The sequence below is a fragment of the Streptomyces sp. WI03-4A genome, assembly GCF_033792105.1.
GTDB classification, from domain to species: Bacteria; Actinomycetota; Actinomycetes; order Streptomycetales; family Streptomycetaceae; genus Streptomyces; species Streptomyces collinus_A.
In genome coordinates this window covers 92,937-108,192 of the sequence record NZ_JARAUO010000029.1, presented here as the reverse complement: position 1 = coordinate 108,192, position 15,256 = coordinate 92,937, and the positions used below count along the sequence as shown (strand labels likewise).

The following is a 15,256-nucleotide window of genomic DNA, read 5'->3' as shown; positions in this document are numbered from 1 at the left end:
GATTTTTGGCACGCTGTTGAGTTCTCAAGGAACGGTCGCTTCCTTTGTACTCACCCTCTCGGGCTTTCCTCCGGGCGCTTCCCTTCGGTCTTGCGTTTCAAACTCTACCAGGGTTTTTCCGTCTCCCTGACCACTCTCCCGCAGACATGCGGAAGGGATCCCGGATAGGATCTGACAAGTTTGGTTGCCGCTCGACGGCCACGCTTTCGCGTCGCTCCGTCCCGAGCAGGGTTACGACTGTACAGGGGCCGTCGGAGCCCGTGCAAATCGATGTGGTTGGTGGTCTAGACCACTTGCTGGTAGGTTCCAGACGGAACCGTCACTTCCTTTGACTTACGCTGCTGCTCAGTGCTCCGTCAGGGACAGGCGTGACGGCCGTACCTGCAGCTCCACTCCTGGGAGGCTTCCCATGACCACCGTGACGTCCCCGCTCGCCGGCCGCGCCATCGGACTGGCCGCCGTGCCGGATCCGGTCTTCTCCGGGGCCATGGTCGGCCCGGGCACCGCGATCGACCCGGTGCGTGAGCCCTCCGAGGCCGTCGCCCCCGTGGACGGGGTCATCGTCTCCCTCCACCCGCACGCGTTCGTCGTGGTAGACGAGCACGGCCACGGCGTGCTCACCCATCTCGGCATCGACACCGTTCAGCTCAACGGCGAGGGCTTCGAGCTGCTCGTCAACAAGGGCGACACCGTCACGCGCGGTCAGAGCGTCGTGCGCTGGGACCCGGCAGCGGTCGAGGCCGCCGGCAAGTCGCCCGTGTCCCCGGTCGTGGCGCTGGAGGCCACCGCCGAGTCCCTTTCCGCTCTCCGTGACAGCGGTGACGTGAAGGCCGGCGACAGCCTCTTCTCCTGGAACTGACGACACCGCCGCCGCTGGGCGGCGTACCGGACAACCAACGCGGCGGCGGGACCCGCCGCACTGACGGAGACGGGTGAGATGGAGACAACGCTGCGAGGCGTCGGCGTGAGCCACGGTGTGGCGATCGGCGAGGTTCGGCACATGGGGACGGCGGTGCTCGAACCGCCGGCCAAGCAGATCCCGGCGGAGGAGGCGGCGCGCGAACAGGGTCGGGCGCGCCAGGCCGTGGACGCGGTCGCGGCCGACCTCATGGCGCGCGGCAACCTGGCGGGCGGTGAGGCCCAGGCCGTGCTCGAGGCGCAGGCCATGATGGCCCAGGATCCCGAGCTGATGGCGGACGTCGAGCGGCGGATCGCCGTGGGCAGCACGGCGGAGCGCGCGGTGTACGACGCCTTCGCGGCCTACCGCGAGCTGCTCGCCGGTGCCGGTGAGTACCTCGCCGGCCGCGTGGCCGACCTGGACGACGTGCGCAACCGCATCGTCGCCCGGCTGCTGGGCGTGCCGATGCCGGGTGTCCCGGACAGCGACCAGCCCTACGTGCTGGTGGCCCGTGACCTCGCCCCGGCCGACACGGCGCTGCTCGACCCCACCCTGGTACTCGGTTTCGTCACCGAGGAGGGCGGGCCGACCAGCCACAGCGCGATCCTGGCGCGAGCGCTGGGCGTGCCGGCCGTGGTGGCGCTGCCGCACGCCGGTGAGCTGGCCGAGGGCACGGTGATCGCCGTGGACGGCAGCACGGGCGAGATCTTCGTGAACCCCGCCGAGGAGAAGAAGGCGGAGCTGCGGGCGGCCGCCGCCGAGCGCAAGGCCGCGCTGGCCGCTTCCACGGGTCCGGGCGTCACGGCCGACGGGCACAAGGTGCCGCTGCTGGCCAATGTCGGCGGTCCGGCGGACGTGCCGGCGGCGGTGGAGGCCGGGGCCGAGGGCGTCGGTCTGTTCCGCACCGAGTTCCTCTTCCTGGACGACAGCAAGAGCGCGCCTTCCGTGGAGAAGCAGGTGCAGGCCTACCGGCAGGTGCTGGAGGCGTTCCCGGAGGGCCGTGTGGTCGTGCGGGTCCTGGACGCGGGCGCGGACAAGCCGCTGGACTTCCTGACGCCGGCGGACGAGCCGAACCCGGCGCTGGGCGTGCGGGGGCTGCGGACCCTGCTCGACCACCCGGAGGTGCTGCGCGCGCAGCTGACCGCGCTGGCGCGGGCCGCCGAGGGGCTGCCGGTCTACCTGGAGGTCATGGCGCCGATGGTGGCGGACCGTGCGGACGCCAAGGCGTTCGCCGACGCCTGCCGGGAGGCGGGGCTGCGGGCCAAGTTCGGTGCCATGGTGGAGATCCCGTCGGCGGCGCTGCGGGCGCGGTCCATCCTGCAGGAGGTCGAGTTCCTGTCGCTGGGCACGAACGATCTCGCCCAGTACACGTTCGCGGCCGACCGGCAGGTGGGTGCGGTGTCGCGGCTCCAGGACCCGTGGCAGCCCGCCCTGCTCGACCTGGTCGCGCTGTCCGCCGAGGCGGCCAAGGCCGAGGGCAAGAGCTGTGGTGTGTGCGGTGAGGCCGCGTCCGATCCGCTGCTGGCCTGTGTGCTGACGGGTCTGGGTGTCACCTCCTTGTCGATGGGTGCCGCGTCCATCCCCTATGTCCGGGCGACGCTGGCGAAGTACACGATGGCGCAGTGCGAGCGGGCCGCCGCCGCCGCGCGTGCGTCGGACAGCGCCGAGGAGGCGCGTGGCGCGGCTCAGGCGGTGCTCTCCGGCGAGTAGCGGCGCGGCGAGGGTCGTACCGGCGCGCAGCGTGCCGGGTGCAGGGGCGTCCCGCTTCGGGTGGGGCGCCCCTGGCGCTTTCAGTGGCGGTGGCCCGGTGCCGCGTTTCCGTCCTCCTCCCCCAAATCCTTCCCCAGGTCCGGTGGGGAGCAGTAGTCGACCCCCGGTTCCGGGGAGATGATCTCGCCGGTCTCCGCGTCGGTGCAGTAGGCGTCGAAGACCTCGGAGGCGGTGAGCGGTTCCAGGGTTCCGCCGCGCAGGCGCCATCCGTGGACGCGGTCCGTCGTGCCGGGGCCGCTGACCCGCATGACGAGTCCGCCGGGGCCGCGGGTGGCGAGGCCCAGGGCGAGGACGCTGGTGAATTCGAGGGCTTCGGCCTCGTCGAGTTCCGGGGGTCCTTCGGCACACGCGTCGGCGTTCAGGACGGAGACGAGGGTGTCCGGTGGTCCGGAGACGCTGCAGACGAGGTGGCGGTCGCCGGGTGGGGCGGTGTCGAGGATGCGCACGAGGAGGTCGGCGGCGCGGGTGAAGGCCGCGCGGCCGATGTCCTCGCCGCAGGTGGCGCAGGGGCCGAGGCGGGTCAGGAGGGCGGTGGCGTACTCCCAGGTGGCCTGGCGTACGGCCTCGTCGACGAGGGCGGGCACGAGCGTGCTGAGGGGCCGGCCGTCGTAGGGGATGGTGGGGCCGGTGGCCGCGAGTTGCGCGGTGAAGCGGCTGCGGCTGGCCGGTGCTTCCGGGTCGAGGCCGGTGTCCGCGCAGAAGGCGGCGTAGTCCTCGGGGTCGAAGAGAGCGAGGGTGGTGTGGCTGCCCTGGGCCGCTCGGCTCTTGAGGAGGGCTTCGACCTGCTGGAGGTAGGTGGTGTGGTCGTCGAAGGCGAAGCTGCGGTAGCGCCGCATGGCGCGGAAGTCGTGGTCGTCGGTGAGCAGGCCGATGGTTCCGGCGATCTCGCGGCGCAGGACGCGTCGCAGGGTCAGGTGGTCGGTGTGCGCCATGTTTTCCCCCAGTGCGCGGTTGATCAATGCTCACTCACAGTAACCGTGGGCACTGACAACGGGCTTCGTGGGAGGGGGCCGGGGGTCCGGCCCCGGACTTCGCCGCCGTGCTGTGGGCGAGGTCCGGGGGCGGTCTGCGGCGTCCGGGGGGTCAGGCGCGCTTGCGGGCGAGTTCCTCGTAGAAGTTGAGCAGGCCGAGGTCGTCGATGGATCCGGGGTTGACCGCCTTTTCCAGGGGCGTGCCCTGGAGGAGTCGCTTGACCGGGACCTCGATGCGCTTGCCGGTGAGGGTGTGCGGGACGCCCGGGACCTCGATGATCTCGTCGGGCACGTGGCGCGGTGAGAGCTGTTCGCGGATGGCCTGCTTGACGCGGTTCAGGAGTGCTTCGTCGAGGACGGCTCCGGGCGCGAGGTGGACGAAGAGGGGCATCCAGTAGCCGCCGTCGGGCTGTTCGATGCCGATGACGAGGGATTCCCTGATCTCGGGCAGCCGCTCGACCACTTCGTAGATGTCGGCGGAGCCCATGCGGACGCCCTGCCGGTTGAGGGTGGAGTCGGAGCGGCCGTGGATGATCACCGAGCCGCGGGAGGTGACGGTGATCCAGTCGCCGTGGCGCCAGACGCCCGGGTAGGCGTCGAAGTAGCTGTCGTGGTAGCGGCTGCCGTCGGGGTCGTTCCAGAAGCGGATCGGCATCGAGGGCATGGGGTTGGTGACGATCAGCTCGCCGACCTCGTCGACGAGGGGCTCGCCGGCCGGGTCCCAGGACTGCAGGTCGGTGCCGAGTCCGGAGGCCTGGAGTTCGCCGGTGTACACGGGCAGCGTCGGCACGGCCCCGGCGAAGCAGGAGCAGACGTCGGTGCCGCCGCTGACGGAGGCGATCCACAGGTCGTCGCGGACCTCGTCGTGCAGCCAGCGGAAGCCGTCGGGGGGCAGTGGGGAGCCGGTGGTTGCGACGCATCGCACCCGGGAGAGGTCGAAGTCGCGGGAGGGGTGCACGCCGGCCTTGCGGCAGGCCATGACGTAGGCGGCGGAGGTGCCGTAGAGGGTGGCGCCGGTGCGTTCGGCGATCCGCCACTGGGCGCCGGTGTCGGGGTAGCCGGGGCTGCCGTCGTACAGGACGATCGTGGTGCCGGTGAGCAGGCCGGAGACGAGGAAGTTCCACATCATCCAGCCGGTCGAGGTGTACCAGAAGAAGCGGTCGCCGGGGCCGAGGTCGCAGTGCAGGCCGAGCTGCTTGAGGTGCTCGACGAGGATGCCGCCCTGGGACTGGACGATGGCCTTGGGCAGGCCGGTGGTGCCGGAGGAGTAGAGCACCCACAGGGGGTGGTCGAACGGGACCTGCTCGAAGTCGGGCTCGGTGTCGGCCGAGGTCAGTGCCGACCATTCCAGGGCGCCCTGCGGTGCCTCGGTGCCGAGGAGCGGGATGTGGACGACGGCGCGCAGGGTGGGCAGCTCGTGGCGGAGTTCGGCGACGATCTCCCTGCGGTCGTGCTCCTTGCCGCCGTAGCGGTAGCCGTCGACGGTGAACAGGACGACGGGTTCGACCTGCTGGAAGCGGTCGAGGACGCTGCGGGCGCCGAAGTCGGGGGCGCAGGAGGTCCACACGGCGCCGACGGCGGCGGTCGCGAGGAGGGCGACGACGGCCTCGGGGATGTTGGGGAGGTAGCCGCTGACGCGGTCGCCGGGGCGGACGCCGAGGGCGCGGAGTTCGGCGGCGAGGGAGCCCACCTGGCGGCGCAGCTCGGCCCAGGTGACCGGGGTGGGTTCGTGGGTCTCGTCGACGTGCAGGAGGGCGGGCTCGTCGGGCCGGTCGGCGGCGGCGCGCAGGGCGTGCTCGGCGTAGTTGAGGGTGGCTCCGGAGAACCACTGGGCGCCGGGCATCGAGCGGTCGCCGAGTACGCGCGCGTAGGGGGTGGAGAACCGTACGTCGAACCACTCGGTGACGGCTTTCCAGAAGGTGTCCAGCTGTTCGACGGACCAGCGGTGAAGCGCGGGGTAGCCTCCGTCGGCCGGGGCGCCGTGGTGCTCGGCTGCCCATGCCTGGAACGCGGTGATGCGTGCCTGGGCGATCCGCTCGGGGTCGGGCTGCCAGAGCGGCTGCTGGTTCGCTGTGGACATGGGGCGGCTCCCGGACTGTGCGCGTCGTGTGCGTCGGTCCGCGCACGGGCTGGGGTGTGCGCGTGACGCGGCTGACAGGGACGATGCCATGTGATCGACTTCTGCACCAGGGTGCGGTCAGTGGCAGGGTGAACAACATGGACGGTCGTGACCTGGTGCGTTCGGTGAGTGTGGTCGGTTCGGGGCGGGCTGCTCAGGGGTTGCGCACCGTACGGTCCGCCTGGCGCAGGAGGCGTATCGACGCCGCCGGGCTGCCGCCCCGGGGGGCGGAACGGGCCCGTGTGCCGGGGCAGGTGCGGGACGCCGAGCCGGGGCCTGGCGGGGGTGTGATCCGGTTCGGCCGTTCGGAGCTGCGGATCACCGTCGCGGTCAACGGGGCGGTCTTCTGGGGCTGGGACGGGGCGGAGCCGGAGCCGTCGTACGCGCTGGCGGCAGGCTGCCCGGAACCGGATCCGCGGGCGGTGTTGGAGCCGGACAAGGACGGCGGCTGGCGGGTGGTGGCCGAGCGGGTGACGATCGTCGTCTCCCGGCACGGCGCGCTGGACGTGTGCACGCCGGGGGGCGTGGTGCTGCGGCGGGATCTGCCGCCGCGCTGGTGGGAGCCGGTCGGCGGGGGCGCGGCTCGTTGGTTGCTGCGGTCCGAGGTGGCGGCGGACGCCCGGTTCTTCGGGCTGGGCGGGCGCGCGGCCGGGCCGCGGCTGCGGGACGGCTCGTACCGGTTGTGGAACTCCGATCCGGGGCGTGCGTTCGGTCCGGGTGACGATCCGCTGTACCTGACGATGCCGCTGCAGCTGGTCGTGGCCGACGCCGGGGCCCATCTGGTGTTCCACGACAACACCTGGGACGGCACGGTGACGCTGCGGGAGGGGGAGGAGGGCGCGGGGTCCGGGCACGATCGTGCGGGGCGCTGCGAGGTGCGGATGGAGGGCGGTCCGCTGCGCGGGTGGGTGATCGTGGGGGCCCCCGCGCGCGTGCTGCACACCTGGGCGTCGCTGACCGGTGCGCCCGCGCTGCCGCCGGCCTGGGCGCTGGGTCACCATCACGCGCGGTGGGGCTTCGGCAGTGAGCACGAGGTGCGCCGGATCGTCGCGGGCTACCAGGAGCGCGGTCTGCCGCTGGACGCCGTCCACCTGGACATCGACCACTATGCGGACCACCAGGTCTTCACCGTCGACCAGCGGCGCTTCCCGAAGCTGCCGGGGCTCGCGGACGAACTGCGCCGCGACGGGATACGCCTGGTGTCGATCATCGATCCGGCGGTGCGGGCGGCGCCGGGCAACGCGGTGTACGACAGCGGGTCGGTGCTGGACGCGTTCGTCCGGGACGCCTCGGGGCGGCCGGTGCGGGGCGAGGTGTGGGCCGGCGAGTCGGTGTTCCCGGACTTCACGCACGCGCGCGTGCGCAAGTGGTGGGGCGGGCTGTACGAGGAACGGCTGGACCAGGGTTTCGCCGGCTTCTGGCACGACATGAACGAGCCGACGTCGTTCAGCGCGTTCGGGGAGCCGACGCTTCCGCGCTCGGCCAGGCACGCCCTGGAGGGGCGGGGCGGGGACCACCGGGAGGCGCACAACGTGTACGCGCTGTGCATGGCCCGGGCGGGTTACGAGGGGCTGCGCGAGCTGTCGCCCCATGAGCGGCCGTTCCTGTTCTCGCGCTCCGGCTGGGCGGGCGCGCACCGCTACGGCGGCACGTGGTCGGGGGACGTGGCGACGGGCTGGCCAGGGCTGCGGGCCTCACTGTCGCTGGTGCTGGGGCTGGGGCTGTGCGGGGTGCCGTACTCGGGTCCGGACGTCGGCGGCTACGACGGCGCCCCGTCGCCCGAGCTGTACCTGCGGTGGTTCCAGCTGGGTGCGTACCTGCCGCTGTTCCGTACGCACGCCGGTCCGCGGGCGGGGCGCAGGGAGCCCTGGGAGTTCGGCCCGGATGTGCTGGAGCACGCGCGCGAGGCGCTGCTCGAACGCCGGCGGCTCATGCCGTACTTCGTGACGCTGGCGCAGCTGGCCCGGCGCACCGGGGCGCCTTATGTGCGGCCGCTGTGGTGGGCGGCGCCGGAGGACCGGGCGCTGCGTGACTGCGAGGACGCGTTCCTGCTGGGTGATTGCCTGCTGGTGGCGCCCGTGCTGGATCCGGGTGTGCAACGGCGTGCGGTGCGGCTGCCGCGGGGCCGCTGGTACGACACGCTGACGGGGACGCCGTACGAGGGGCCGGCGCAGGTGCTAGTGGAGGCTCCGCTCTCACGGATTCCGGTGTTCGCGCGCGCGGGCGCGGTGCTGCCCGTGCGCGGCGAGGACGGCGAGACCGAGCTGGAGGTGTGGGCGCCCGCGCCGGGACGGACCGGGGACGGCCTGGTGGTGCCGGACGCGGGCGACGGCTGGGAGGTGGCGGAGATCGAGCGCTACGTCGCCCGCAGGCTCGGCCGGCGGGTGGTCGTCACCCGGGAGCGGGAGGACGGCCCGGAGGAGCCGTCCTACCCGGTGCGCGTCCGCGGGCTCGGCTGAGGTGCCGGCCCGGACGTGATCAGACGTAGCGGCCCTCGAACCAGGCCCGGACGGCGAGGGTGTGCAGGGGGAATGCCAGTTCCTCGGCTCGGCGCAGCAGGTGCCAGCCCTCGGTCTCGTCGGTGGCGCCCGAGGCCGGCAGGCTCTCGGCGGGGCGTTCCGGGAGCAGGCCGAACAGCAGCAGGTGTCCGTCGGGCGAGCTCATGGCGTCCACGAGGCGCACGTCGCGGGCGGCGGCGTCGATGCCCGTCTCTTCCCTGAGTTCGCGGACGACGGCGTGTTTCCAGTCCTCGCGGTCGTCGATGTAGCCGCCGGGCAGTGCCGTGCCTCCGCGCGCGGGGCCGATCGTGCGGGTGATGACGACCAGGGCCGTGCCCTTGGTGTCGTACACGGGCTGGAGGGCGACCGCGACCGGCAGCGGGTTGCGGTAGGCGGCCCCTCCGCAGACCGGGCAGGTGCGCGGCCAGCCGGAGACGCCCTCCCCATAGGGCGCTCCGCAGCTCGAACAGTGTGAGTCCGGTGCGGAGTTGTCGGTTGAGTGCTTGGTTTCGGACACGCGCGGACTGTATCCGATCGGAGGAAGCGCGTCTTCCGCCTGCGGCGATCAACGGGGACGCCGCGGAGGACGCGCGGGTGGAGAGGGAAGCGGAAGGAGAAGTGGAAGGAAAGGCGGAGGGGCGTCCGGGACCACCCCCGTCGGCCCCGGCAGCCCCTCCAGGTACCACGACGCCGTCGGGGGCCGTGCGGTTCGCCGGGACGCCTGCCTATTTCCGGTGGCGCGTGGCATCCTGCTGACGCTCCGTCAGATCTTCTCATCTGGAGGAACGTTGACGCGAACCCGCACCCCCGTGGTCGTCGGCTGGTTCACCGGCGAGGGGGACGACTTCAGACTCCTGGGCACGCGGTGCGCGTCCTGCCGCACGGTCTTCTTCCCGCGCGAGGACACCCACTGCCGCAACCCGCACTGCGCCGGTGACGACCTCGAAGAGGTCCCGCTGTCACGAACCGGCCGGATCTGGTCGTACACCGACAGCCGCTACCGCCCTCCGTCACCCTATGTGAGCGATCCGGAACTTCCGTGGGAGCCGTACGCGTTGATCGCGGTGGAACTGGAGTCCGAGCGGATCGTGGTGCTGGGGCAGGCGGCTCCCGGGGTCACCGTCGCCGGTCTGACGGTGGGCATGGAGGTCGAGGTCGTCCCCGGCGTGCTCCACGAGGACGCGGAGACGGCATGGACCACCTGGCACTGGCGGCCGAAGGGGGCGGGGGCATGACGGCGGACGTGGCGGTGCTCGGCGTGGGCATGCACCCCTGGGGCAAGTGGGGGCGCGGCTTCGTCGAGTACGGCACGGCGGCGGCCCGCGCGGCCCTCGCGGACGCGGGGCTCGGCTGGCCGGACGTCGGCTCGGTGGTGGGCGCGGACACGGTGCGCGGCGGATACCCGGGATACGTGGCGGGGGCGACGTTCGCGAAGGCGCTCGGCTGGCAGGGGGCGCGGGTCGCCAGCGTGTACGCGGCGTGCGCCTCGGGGGCGCAGGCGATCGCGACCGCGCGGGCGCAGGTCCTCGCCGGGCTCGCGGACGTGGTGCTCGTGGTGGGGGCGGACGCCGCGCCCAAGGGGTTCTTCCGGCCCGCCGGCGGGGACCGCCCCGACGATCCGGACTGGCTGCGCTTCCGGCTGCTGGGTGCGACGAACCCGGCCTACTTCGGGCTGTACGCACGCCGGCGGATGGCGGTGCACGGGGACACACCGGAGGACTTCGCCCTGGTCAAGGTGAAGAACGCCGCGTCGGGTGCGCTCAACCCCTACGCGCGCTACCGCCGGCGGGTCACCGCCGAGGAGGTCGCCGCCTCCGCGGTGGTGTCCGACCCGCTGCGGCTGCTCGACATCTGCGCCACCTCCGACGGCGGCGCCGCGCTGGTGCTGAGCAGCCTGGACTTCGCCCGGCGACACGGTACGGCTCGGCCGGTGCGGATCCGGGCGGTGTCGACGGTGACCCCGCGGTTCCCGAACACGGTGCTGGACCTGCCGGACATCGCCACCGACTCCGCCGTGGCGGTGGCGCCCCCGGACGAGAACTTCCGGGCGTCCATCGCGCGTGCCGCTTACGAGGAGGCCGGCATCGGCCCGGAGGACCTGTCGCTGGCGGAGGTGTACGACCTGTCCACCGCACTGGAACTGCAGTGGTACGAGGATCTGGGTCTGTGCGGCGCGGGCGGGGGCGCGAAGCTGCTGCGGGAGGGCGCCACCGCCCCGGGCGGCCGTATACCCGTCAACTCCAGCGGGGGCCTCGCCTCCTTCGGTGAAGCGGTGCCGGCGCAGGCGATCGCCCAGGTCTGTGAGCTGGCGTGGCAGCTCAGAGGAGCCGCGGGTGATCGTCAGGTGGCCGGCGCGCGCGTGGGGATCACCGCCAACCAGGGGCTCTTCGGGCACGGGTCGTCCGTGGTCGTGGTGCGTTGAGTCCGGCCGGGGCGGGAACGGGTGCGACTGGAGGGACCGCAGGGGCTTTTCACGGCGTGTGACCGCCCCGAAAGCCTCCGTGAACGTCTCATGAACTGCGCCTGGGCGTACGCGGGCAGGGCCATCATGCTCCCGTGCACTCCTGGACGGATAATCTCCGCTTCGCCTTCCAGCCAGTGGTCAACCTGAGGACCGGCGCGGTCGCCGCACTGGAGATACTCGCCCGCCCGGAGACCGGCGACGTCCTGGCCGAGGCCCGCCGCGACCCGGAACTCGACGGCAGGCTGGCCGTGCTGGCACTGCGGGCGGCGGCGCGCAAGGAGACGCTGCTGCCGCTGCACCTGAACGTGTTCGCGGCCACGCTCGCCGACCTCGGGGGGCTCACCCCGCTGCACGACGCCGTGCGCGCGGCGGGGCGGATGCCCTGGGAGGTCACGCTGGACGTCGTGCCGCCGTGCACCCACGTCCCGCACCGGGCCCTGCTGGAGGCGGTCGCCACGCTGCGCGAACAGGGGTTCCGGATCAGCGCGGACGGCATCGGCGACGGCGACGTGCCGCTGCGGCTGCTCGCCGACCTCGCCCCGGACCTGGTCAAGCTCGACGCCTCGCTGCTGGCCCGGCCGGCCGCGGTGCGGGCGATGCGGACGTTCTGCGAGCAACTGGGCGCGCTGGTGGCCGTGGAGGGTGTGGAGACCGAGCTGCAGTGCGCGGCCGCGCTGGCGGCCGGTGCGCAGCTCGCCCAGGGCGAGCTGTTCGCGCCGCCGGCCCGTATCCCGGTGGCGGACGTATACGTTCCGCCCCGCTCCCCCGGCACTCTGGCCGTGCCCCGGTCCGGGCCGCCGGTCCGGGAGTTCGTGCGGCCCGCCGCCCTCCTGCCCGTCACCGCCTCGGCGGGGCAGGTGCGGGCGCTGCTGACCGGCTCGCCGGACGTCTCGGGGGTGCTGCTCGTGGACCAGGCCGGGGTGCCCGTCCGCTCGGTCCACCGGTCCCGCTTCCTGCTGTCGATGTCCGGCCGTTACGGGCACGCCCTGTACGCGGACCGGCCCGCCTTCAAGCTGGGCGACGCGCCCCGCACGGTCGGGGTGGACGCCACCGCGTGGGAGGTGCTGGACGTGGTCGCGGTCGGCGGCCGCGACCGTACCTCGGACGACGTGGCGGTCGTCGACCACCGCGGCCGGTGCGTGGGCGTCGTACGCCTCGCCGACCTGGTCCGGGCGCTGGCCGAGACCCGGGTGGAGGAGGCCGCGGGCCTCAATCCGCTGACCCGGCTGCCCGGTTCGGACGCGATCACCGGTGAGGTGGACCGGTGGATCGCCGAGGGGCGGACGTTCACGCTGAGCTGGCTGGACATCGACCATTTCAAGCAGGTCAACGACGGTGCCGGGTTCGCCGCCGGCGACGAGCTGATCCGTTCGGTGGGCCGGGCGCTGCAGGCGGCGGTCGCGGGGCACGCGCGCGTGGGTCACATCGGCGGGGACGACTTCCTGGTGCTGGCGCAGGAGGAGGCGCTGGACGGCCTGGCGGGTCCGGTGCTGGACGCGCCCTGGGCGGCGGGCGGGCGCCCGGTGACGCTGTCCCTGGCGACCGTCGTGTGCGGGCCCGGCGGGGTGTCCGACCACCGGCAGGCCGCCGCCCGGCTGGCTCCGCTGAAGAAGGCGGCGAAGGCGCTGCGCGGGAATAGCTGGGTGCTCGCGCGTGCGGGACTGCCCGGGTACGAGATCCGGCGTGGCTCCGGGGCGGCCCCGGCCCAGGCGGGATATGCGACGGCGGAGCCGCTCGGCTGAAAGACCTGTCCTGCGTACGGCAGTTGCCCGCACGGCCCCGGAAGGCGGGCCGTAGGGAGCCGGAGCGCGGCCCGGGGAGGGCCGGGCGGACGGCCGGGCGGGAAACCGCTGTCACCGTTGCCGTCGGCGACCTTGACGGCCTCCTGGCGCCGGTGAACACTTCCGGGTGTCAGCCGACATCGCCGTACATTCTCGGTGTAATCAGGCACTGCGCTATGGGCTTCTTCCTGCTCAACGGCCCTTCCCACCGGGCGAGTCGACTGCGACGGCACGCTCGTCACGGACGCCGGGCGGGGCGCGGGGCCCTCCCTGCCTTCGGCTGAAGTCGCCAAGGGAACCGTTCCTGCACGGACGGCCGGGGCCACTCCCCGGGCCGGCGCCAAGGGAGCCGCCATGAGCAACGGAGACATTTTCGTCGGCGAGATCATCGGCACCGCGATCCTGATCCTGTTCGGTGCCGGCGTATGCGCCGCCGTCACCCTCAGATACTCAAAGGCACGCGCCTCGGGATGGATCGTCATCGCGTTCGGATGGGGGTTCGGCGTGCTCGCTGGCGCGTACACCGCCGCTCCCCTGTCCGGCGGCCAGCTCAACCCCGCGGTCACCATCGGCATCGCGGTGGACACCGGCAAATGGGACAAGGTCTGGGTCTATCTGCTGGGCCAGATCGTCGGCGCCATGCTCGGCGCGGTGCTGGCCTACCTCGTCTATCTCGCGCAGTTCCAGGCCAACGTCCGCGAGGTGGGCACGACCGAGGGCACCGCCGAGGAACCCCTGCCGACCCTGGGGATCTTCTCGACCATCCCCGAGATACGGAACCCCGTCGCCAACCTCATCACCGAGATCATCGCGACGATGGGACTGGTGCTGCCCGTCCTCGCCTTCGGGCTGACCAGGGGGCTCGGCGAGTCCGGCACCACGGTGCTGATCGTCTCGCTGCTCGTGGTCGGCATCGGGCTCTCCCTCGGCGGGCCCACGGGGTACGCCATCAACCCCGCCCGTGACCTCGGCCCGCGCATCGTGCACACCTTCCTGCCGATCCCGCACAAGGGCTCATCCGACTGGGGCTACGCGTGGATCCCGGTGGTCGGCCCGCTGATCGGCGGGGCGCTCGCCGGCCTCGTCTACAACCTCGCCTTCTGACCAGCGATCCGACCCAGCGACCCAGCGACCCAGGGACAGCCATGACGGACACCGCCGAGAAGTACGTCGCCGCCATCGACCAGGGCACCACGTCCAGCCGCTGCATCATCTTCGACCACGGCGGGGCGATCGTCGCCGTGGACCAGCGCGAGCACCGCCAGATCTTCCCCAAGCCCGGCTGGGTGGAGCACGACGCCACCGAGATCTGGTCCAAGGTGCAGGCCGTGGTGGCGGGGGCGCTCGCCAAGGCCGGACTGCGCGCCGACCAGCTGAGCGCCCTGGGCATCACCAACCAGCGGGAGACCACGGTCCTGTGGGACCGCTCCACCGGCAAGCCCGTGCACAACGCGATCGTCTGGCAGGACACCCGTACCGCGGCCCTGTGCCACGAACTGGGCGGCACGGACGGCCAGGACCGCTTCCGCGACCAGACCGGCCTGCCGCTGGCCAGCTACTTCTCCGGCCCCAAGGCGGCCTGGCTGCTGGACCACGTGCCCGGACTGCGCGACCGCGCCGAACGCGGCGAGATCGCCTTCGGCACCATCGACTCCTGGCTGATCTGGAACCTCACCGGCGGCACGGAGGGCGGCCGGCACGTCACCGACGTGACGAACGCGGGGCGCACCATGCTGATGAACCTGGAGACGCTCCAGTGGGATTCCTCCATCCTCTCGGCGATGAACGTGCCGGAGGCGGTTCTGCCCGAGATCAGGTCGTCCGCCGAGGTGTACGGCACCGCCGTCGGCCAGCTGGCGGGCGTGCCCGTCGCCTCCGCCCTGGGCGACCAGCAGGCCGCCGTGTTCGGCCAGGCCTGTTACGACGTCGGCACCGCGAAGAACACCTACGGCACCGGCAGTTTCCTCCTGCTCAACACCGGTGACCGGCCGGTGCCGTCCAAGAGCGGGCTGCTGACGACGATGGGCTACAAGATCGGCGATGAGGCGCCGGTGTACTGCCTGGAGGGGTCCATCGCGATAACGGGCGCGCTCGTCCAGTGGTTCCGCGACCAGCTCGGCATCATCCGCACCGCCGACGAGATCGAAACTCTGGCGGCGAGCGTCGACGACAACGGCGGCGCCTACATCGTGCCCGCCTTCTCCGGCCTGTTCGCCCCCTACTGGCGCTCCGACGCGCGCGGCGTCGTCACCGGGCTGACCCGCTACGTCACCAAGGCGCACCTCGCGCGCGCGGTGCTGGAGGCGACGAGCTGGCAGACCAGGGAGGTGGTGGACGCCATGTACCAGGACTCCGGTGTGCGGATCACCACCCTGAAGGTCGACGGTGGCATGACGAAGAACGACCTGCTCATGCAGCACCAGGCGGACGTCCTGGGCGTGCCCGTGATCCGGCCCCGGGTCTCCGAGACCACCTGCCTCGGCGCCGCCTACGCGGCCGGCCTGGCCACGGGCGTGTGGAACGACCTGGACGAGCTGAAGTCGCACTGGCAGCGGGACGCGGAGTGGACCCCGGCCATGGAGGCGTCGGTACGCGACCGCGAGTACCGCAACTGGCGCAGGGCGGTGGAGAAGAGCTTCGGCTGGCTGGAGGACGACGAGATCTAGGTACCGCGGACGCAGCCGTACGCGCGCGTGCGGGTGCGCGCCTGGACCACGGCCCGTACCCCGGTCGGCGGGGGTACGGGTCGTGCCGC

11 protein-coding genes are annotated in these 15,256 nt (G+C 72.6%); 8 read left to right on the top strand and 3 right to left on the bottom strand.

All coding sequences use genetic code 11. The annotated features are described in order from the left end of the window. Positions 1-409: 409 nt before the first annotated feature. Positions 410-859 (top strand): PTS glucose transporter subunit IIA, encoded by a 450-nt coding sequence (locus PV343_RS26400; RefSeq protein WP_319149453.1) that lies wholly within the window; start codon positions 410-412, stop codon positions 857-859. A gap of 78 nt (positions 860-937) precedes the next feature. Continuing rightward, positions 938-2,608, top strand: coding sequence for a phosphoenolpyruvate--protein phosphotransferase (gene ptsP / locus PV343_RS26395; protein WP_319149452.1), 1,671 nt, complete (start codon positions 938-940; stop codon positions 2,606-2,608). An 80-nt stretch (positions 2,609-2,688) separates the two neighbouring features. On the opposite strand, the gene PV343_RS26390 is transcribed toward ptsP, so the two are convergent. Together PV343_RS26390 and PV343_RS26385 are read right to left on the bottom strand one after the other, a co-directional pair. Continuing rightward, the gene (locus tag PV343_RS26390; protein WP_319149451.1) at positions 2,689-3,600 is read right to left on the bottom strand and encodes a hypothetical protein; all 912 of its coding nucleotides are present in this window, start codon (positions 3,598-3,600) and stop codon (positions 2,689-2,691) included. Between the two features lie 151 nt (positions 3,601-3,751). Further along, positions 3,752-5,719 carry an acetoacetate--CoA ligase gene (locus tag PV343_RS26385; RefSeq protein ID WP_319149450.1) on the bottom strand — a complete coding sequence of 656 codons (1,968 nt, stop codon included), beginning with the start codon at positions 5,717-5,719 and terminating at the stop codon, positions 3,752-3,754. A gap of 137 nt (positions 5,720-5,856) precedes the next feature. Here PV343_RS26385 and PV343_RS26380 point away from each other — a divergent pair, with 137 nt between their 5' ends. Then, on the top strand, positions 5,857-8,217 hold the full coding sequence (locus tag PV343_RS26380; RefSeq protein ID WP_319149449.1) for a glycoside hydrolase family 31 protein: 2,361 nt from the start codon (positions 5,857-5,859) through the stop codon (positions 8,215-8,217). A 19-nt stretch (positions 8,218-8,236) separates the two neighbouring features. Here the strand turns inward: PV343_RS26380 and PV343_RS26375 are convergent, their stop codons facing one another. Then, the gene (locus PV343_RS26375; RefSeq protein ID WP_319149448.1) at positions 8,237-8,773 is read right to left on the bottom strand and encodes an NUDIX domain-containing protein; all 537 of its coding nucleotides are present in this window, start codon (positions 8,771-8,773) and stop codon (positions 8,237-8,239) included. A 292-nt stretch (positions 8,774-9,065) separates the two neighbouring features. Between PV343_RS26375 and PV343_RS26370 the strand changes: the two genes are divergently transcribed. The 5 genes from PV343_RS26370 (at position 9,066) to glpK (ending at position 15,167) form a co-directional block, all read left to right on the top strand. Next, positions 9,066-9,491, top strand: coding sequence for a Zn-ribbon domain-containing OB-fold protein (locus PV343_RS26370; RefSeq protein WP_319149455.1), 426 nt, complete (start codon positions 9,066-9,068; stop codon positions 9,489-9,491). Further along, entirely contained in the window at positions 9,488-10,678 is a 1,191-nt protein-coding gene (locus PV343_RS26365) for a lipid-transfer protein (RefSeq protein ID WP_319149454.1), read from the top strand. Before PV343_RS26370 ends, PV343_RS26365 begins: the two co-directional genes overlap by 4 nt. Before the next feature lie 134 nt (positions 10,679-10,812). Then, positions 10,813-12,462, top strand: coding sequence for a GGDEF domain-containing protein (locus tag PV343_RS26360; RefSeq protein ID WP_319149447.1), 1,650 nt, complete (start codon positions 10,813-10,815; stop codon positions 12,460-12,462). Positions 12,463-12,855: 393 nt separating this feature from the next. Next, the gene (locus tag PV343_RS26355; RefSeq protein ID WP_319149446.1) at positions 12,856-13,605 is read left to right on the top strand and encodes an MIP/aquaporin family protein; all 750 of its coding nucleotides are present in this window, start codon (positions 12,856-12,858) and stop codon (positions 13,603-13,605) included. 41 nt (positions 13,606-13,646) lie between these two features. Next, on the top strand, positions 13,647-15,167 hold the full coding sequence (gene glpK / locus PV343_RS26350; protein WP_319149445.1) for a glycerol kinase GlpK: 1,521 nt from the start codon (positions 13,647-13,649) through the stop codon (positions 15,165-15,167). The last annotated feature ends 89 nt before the right edge of the window (positions 15,168-15,256 follow it).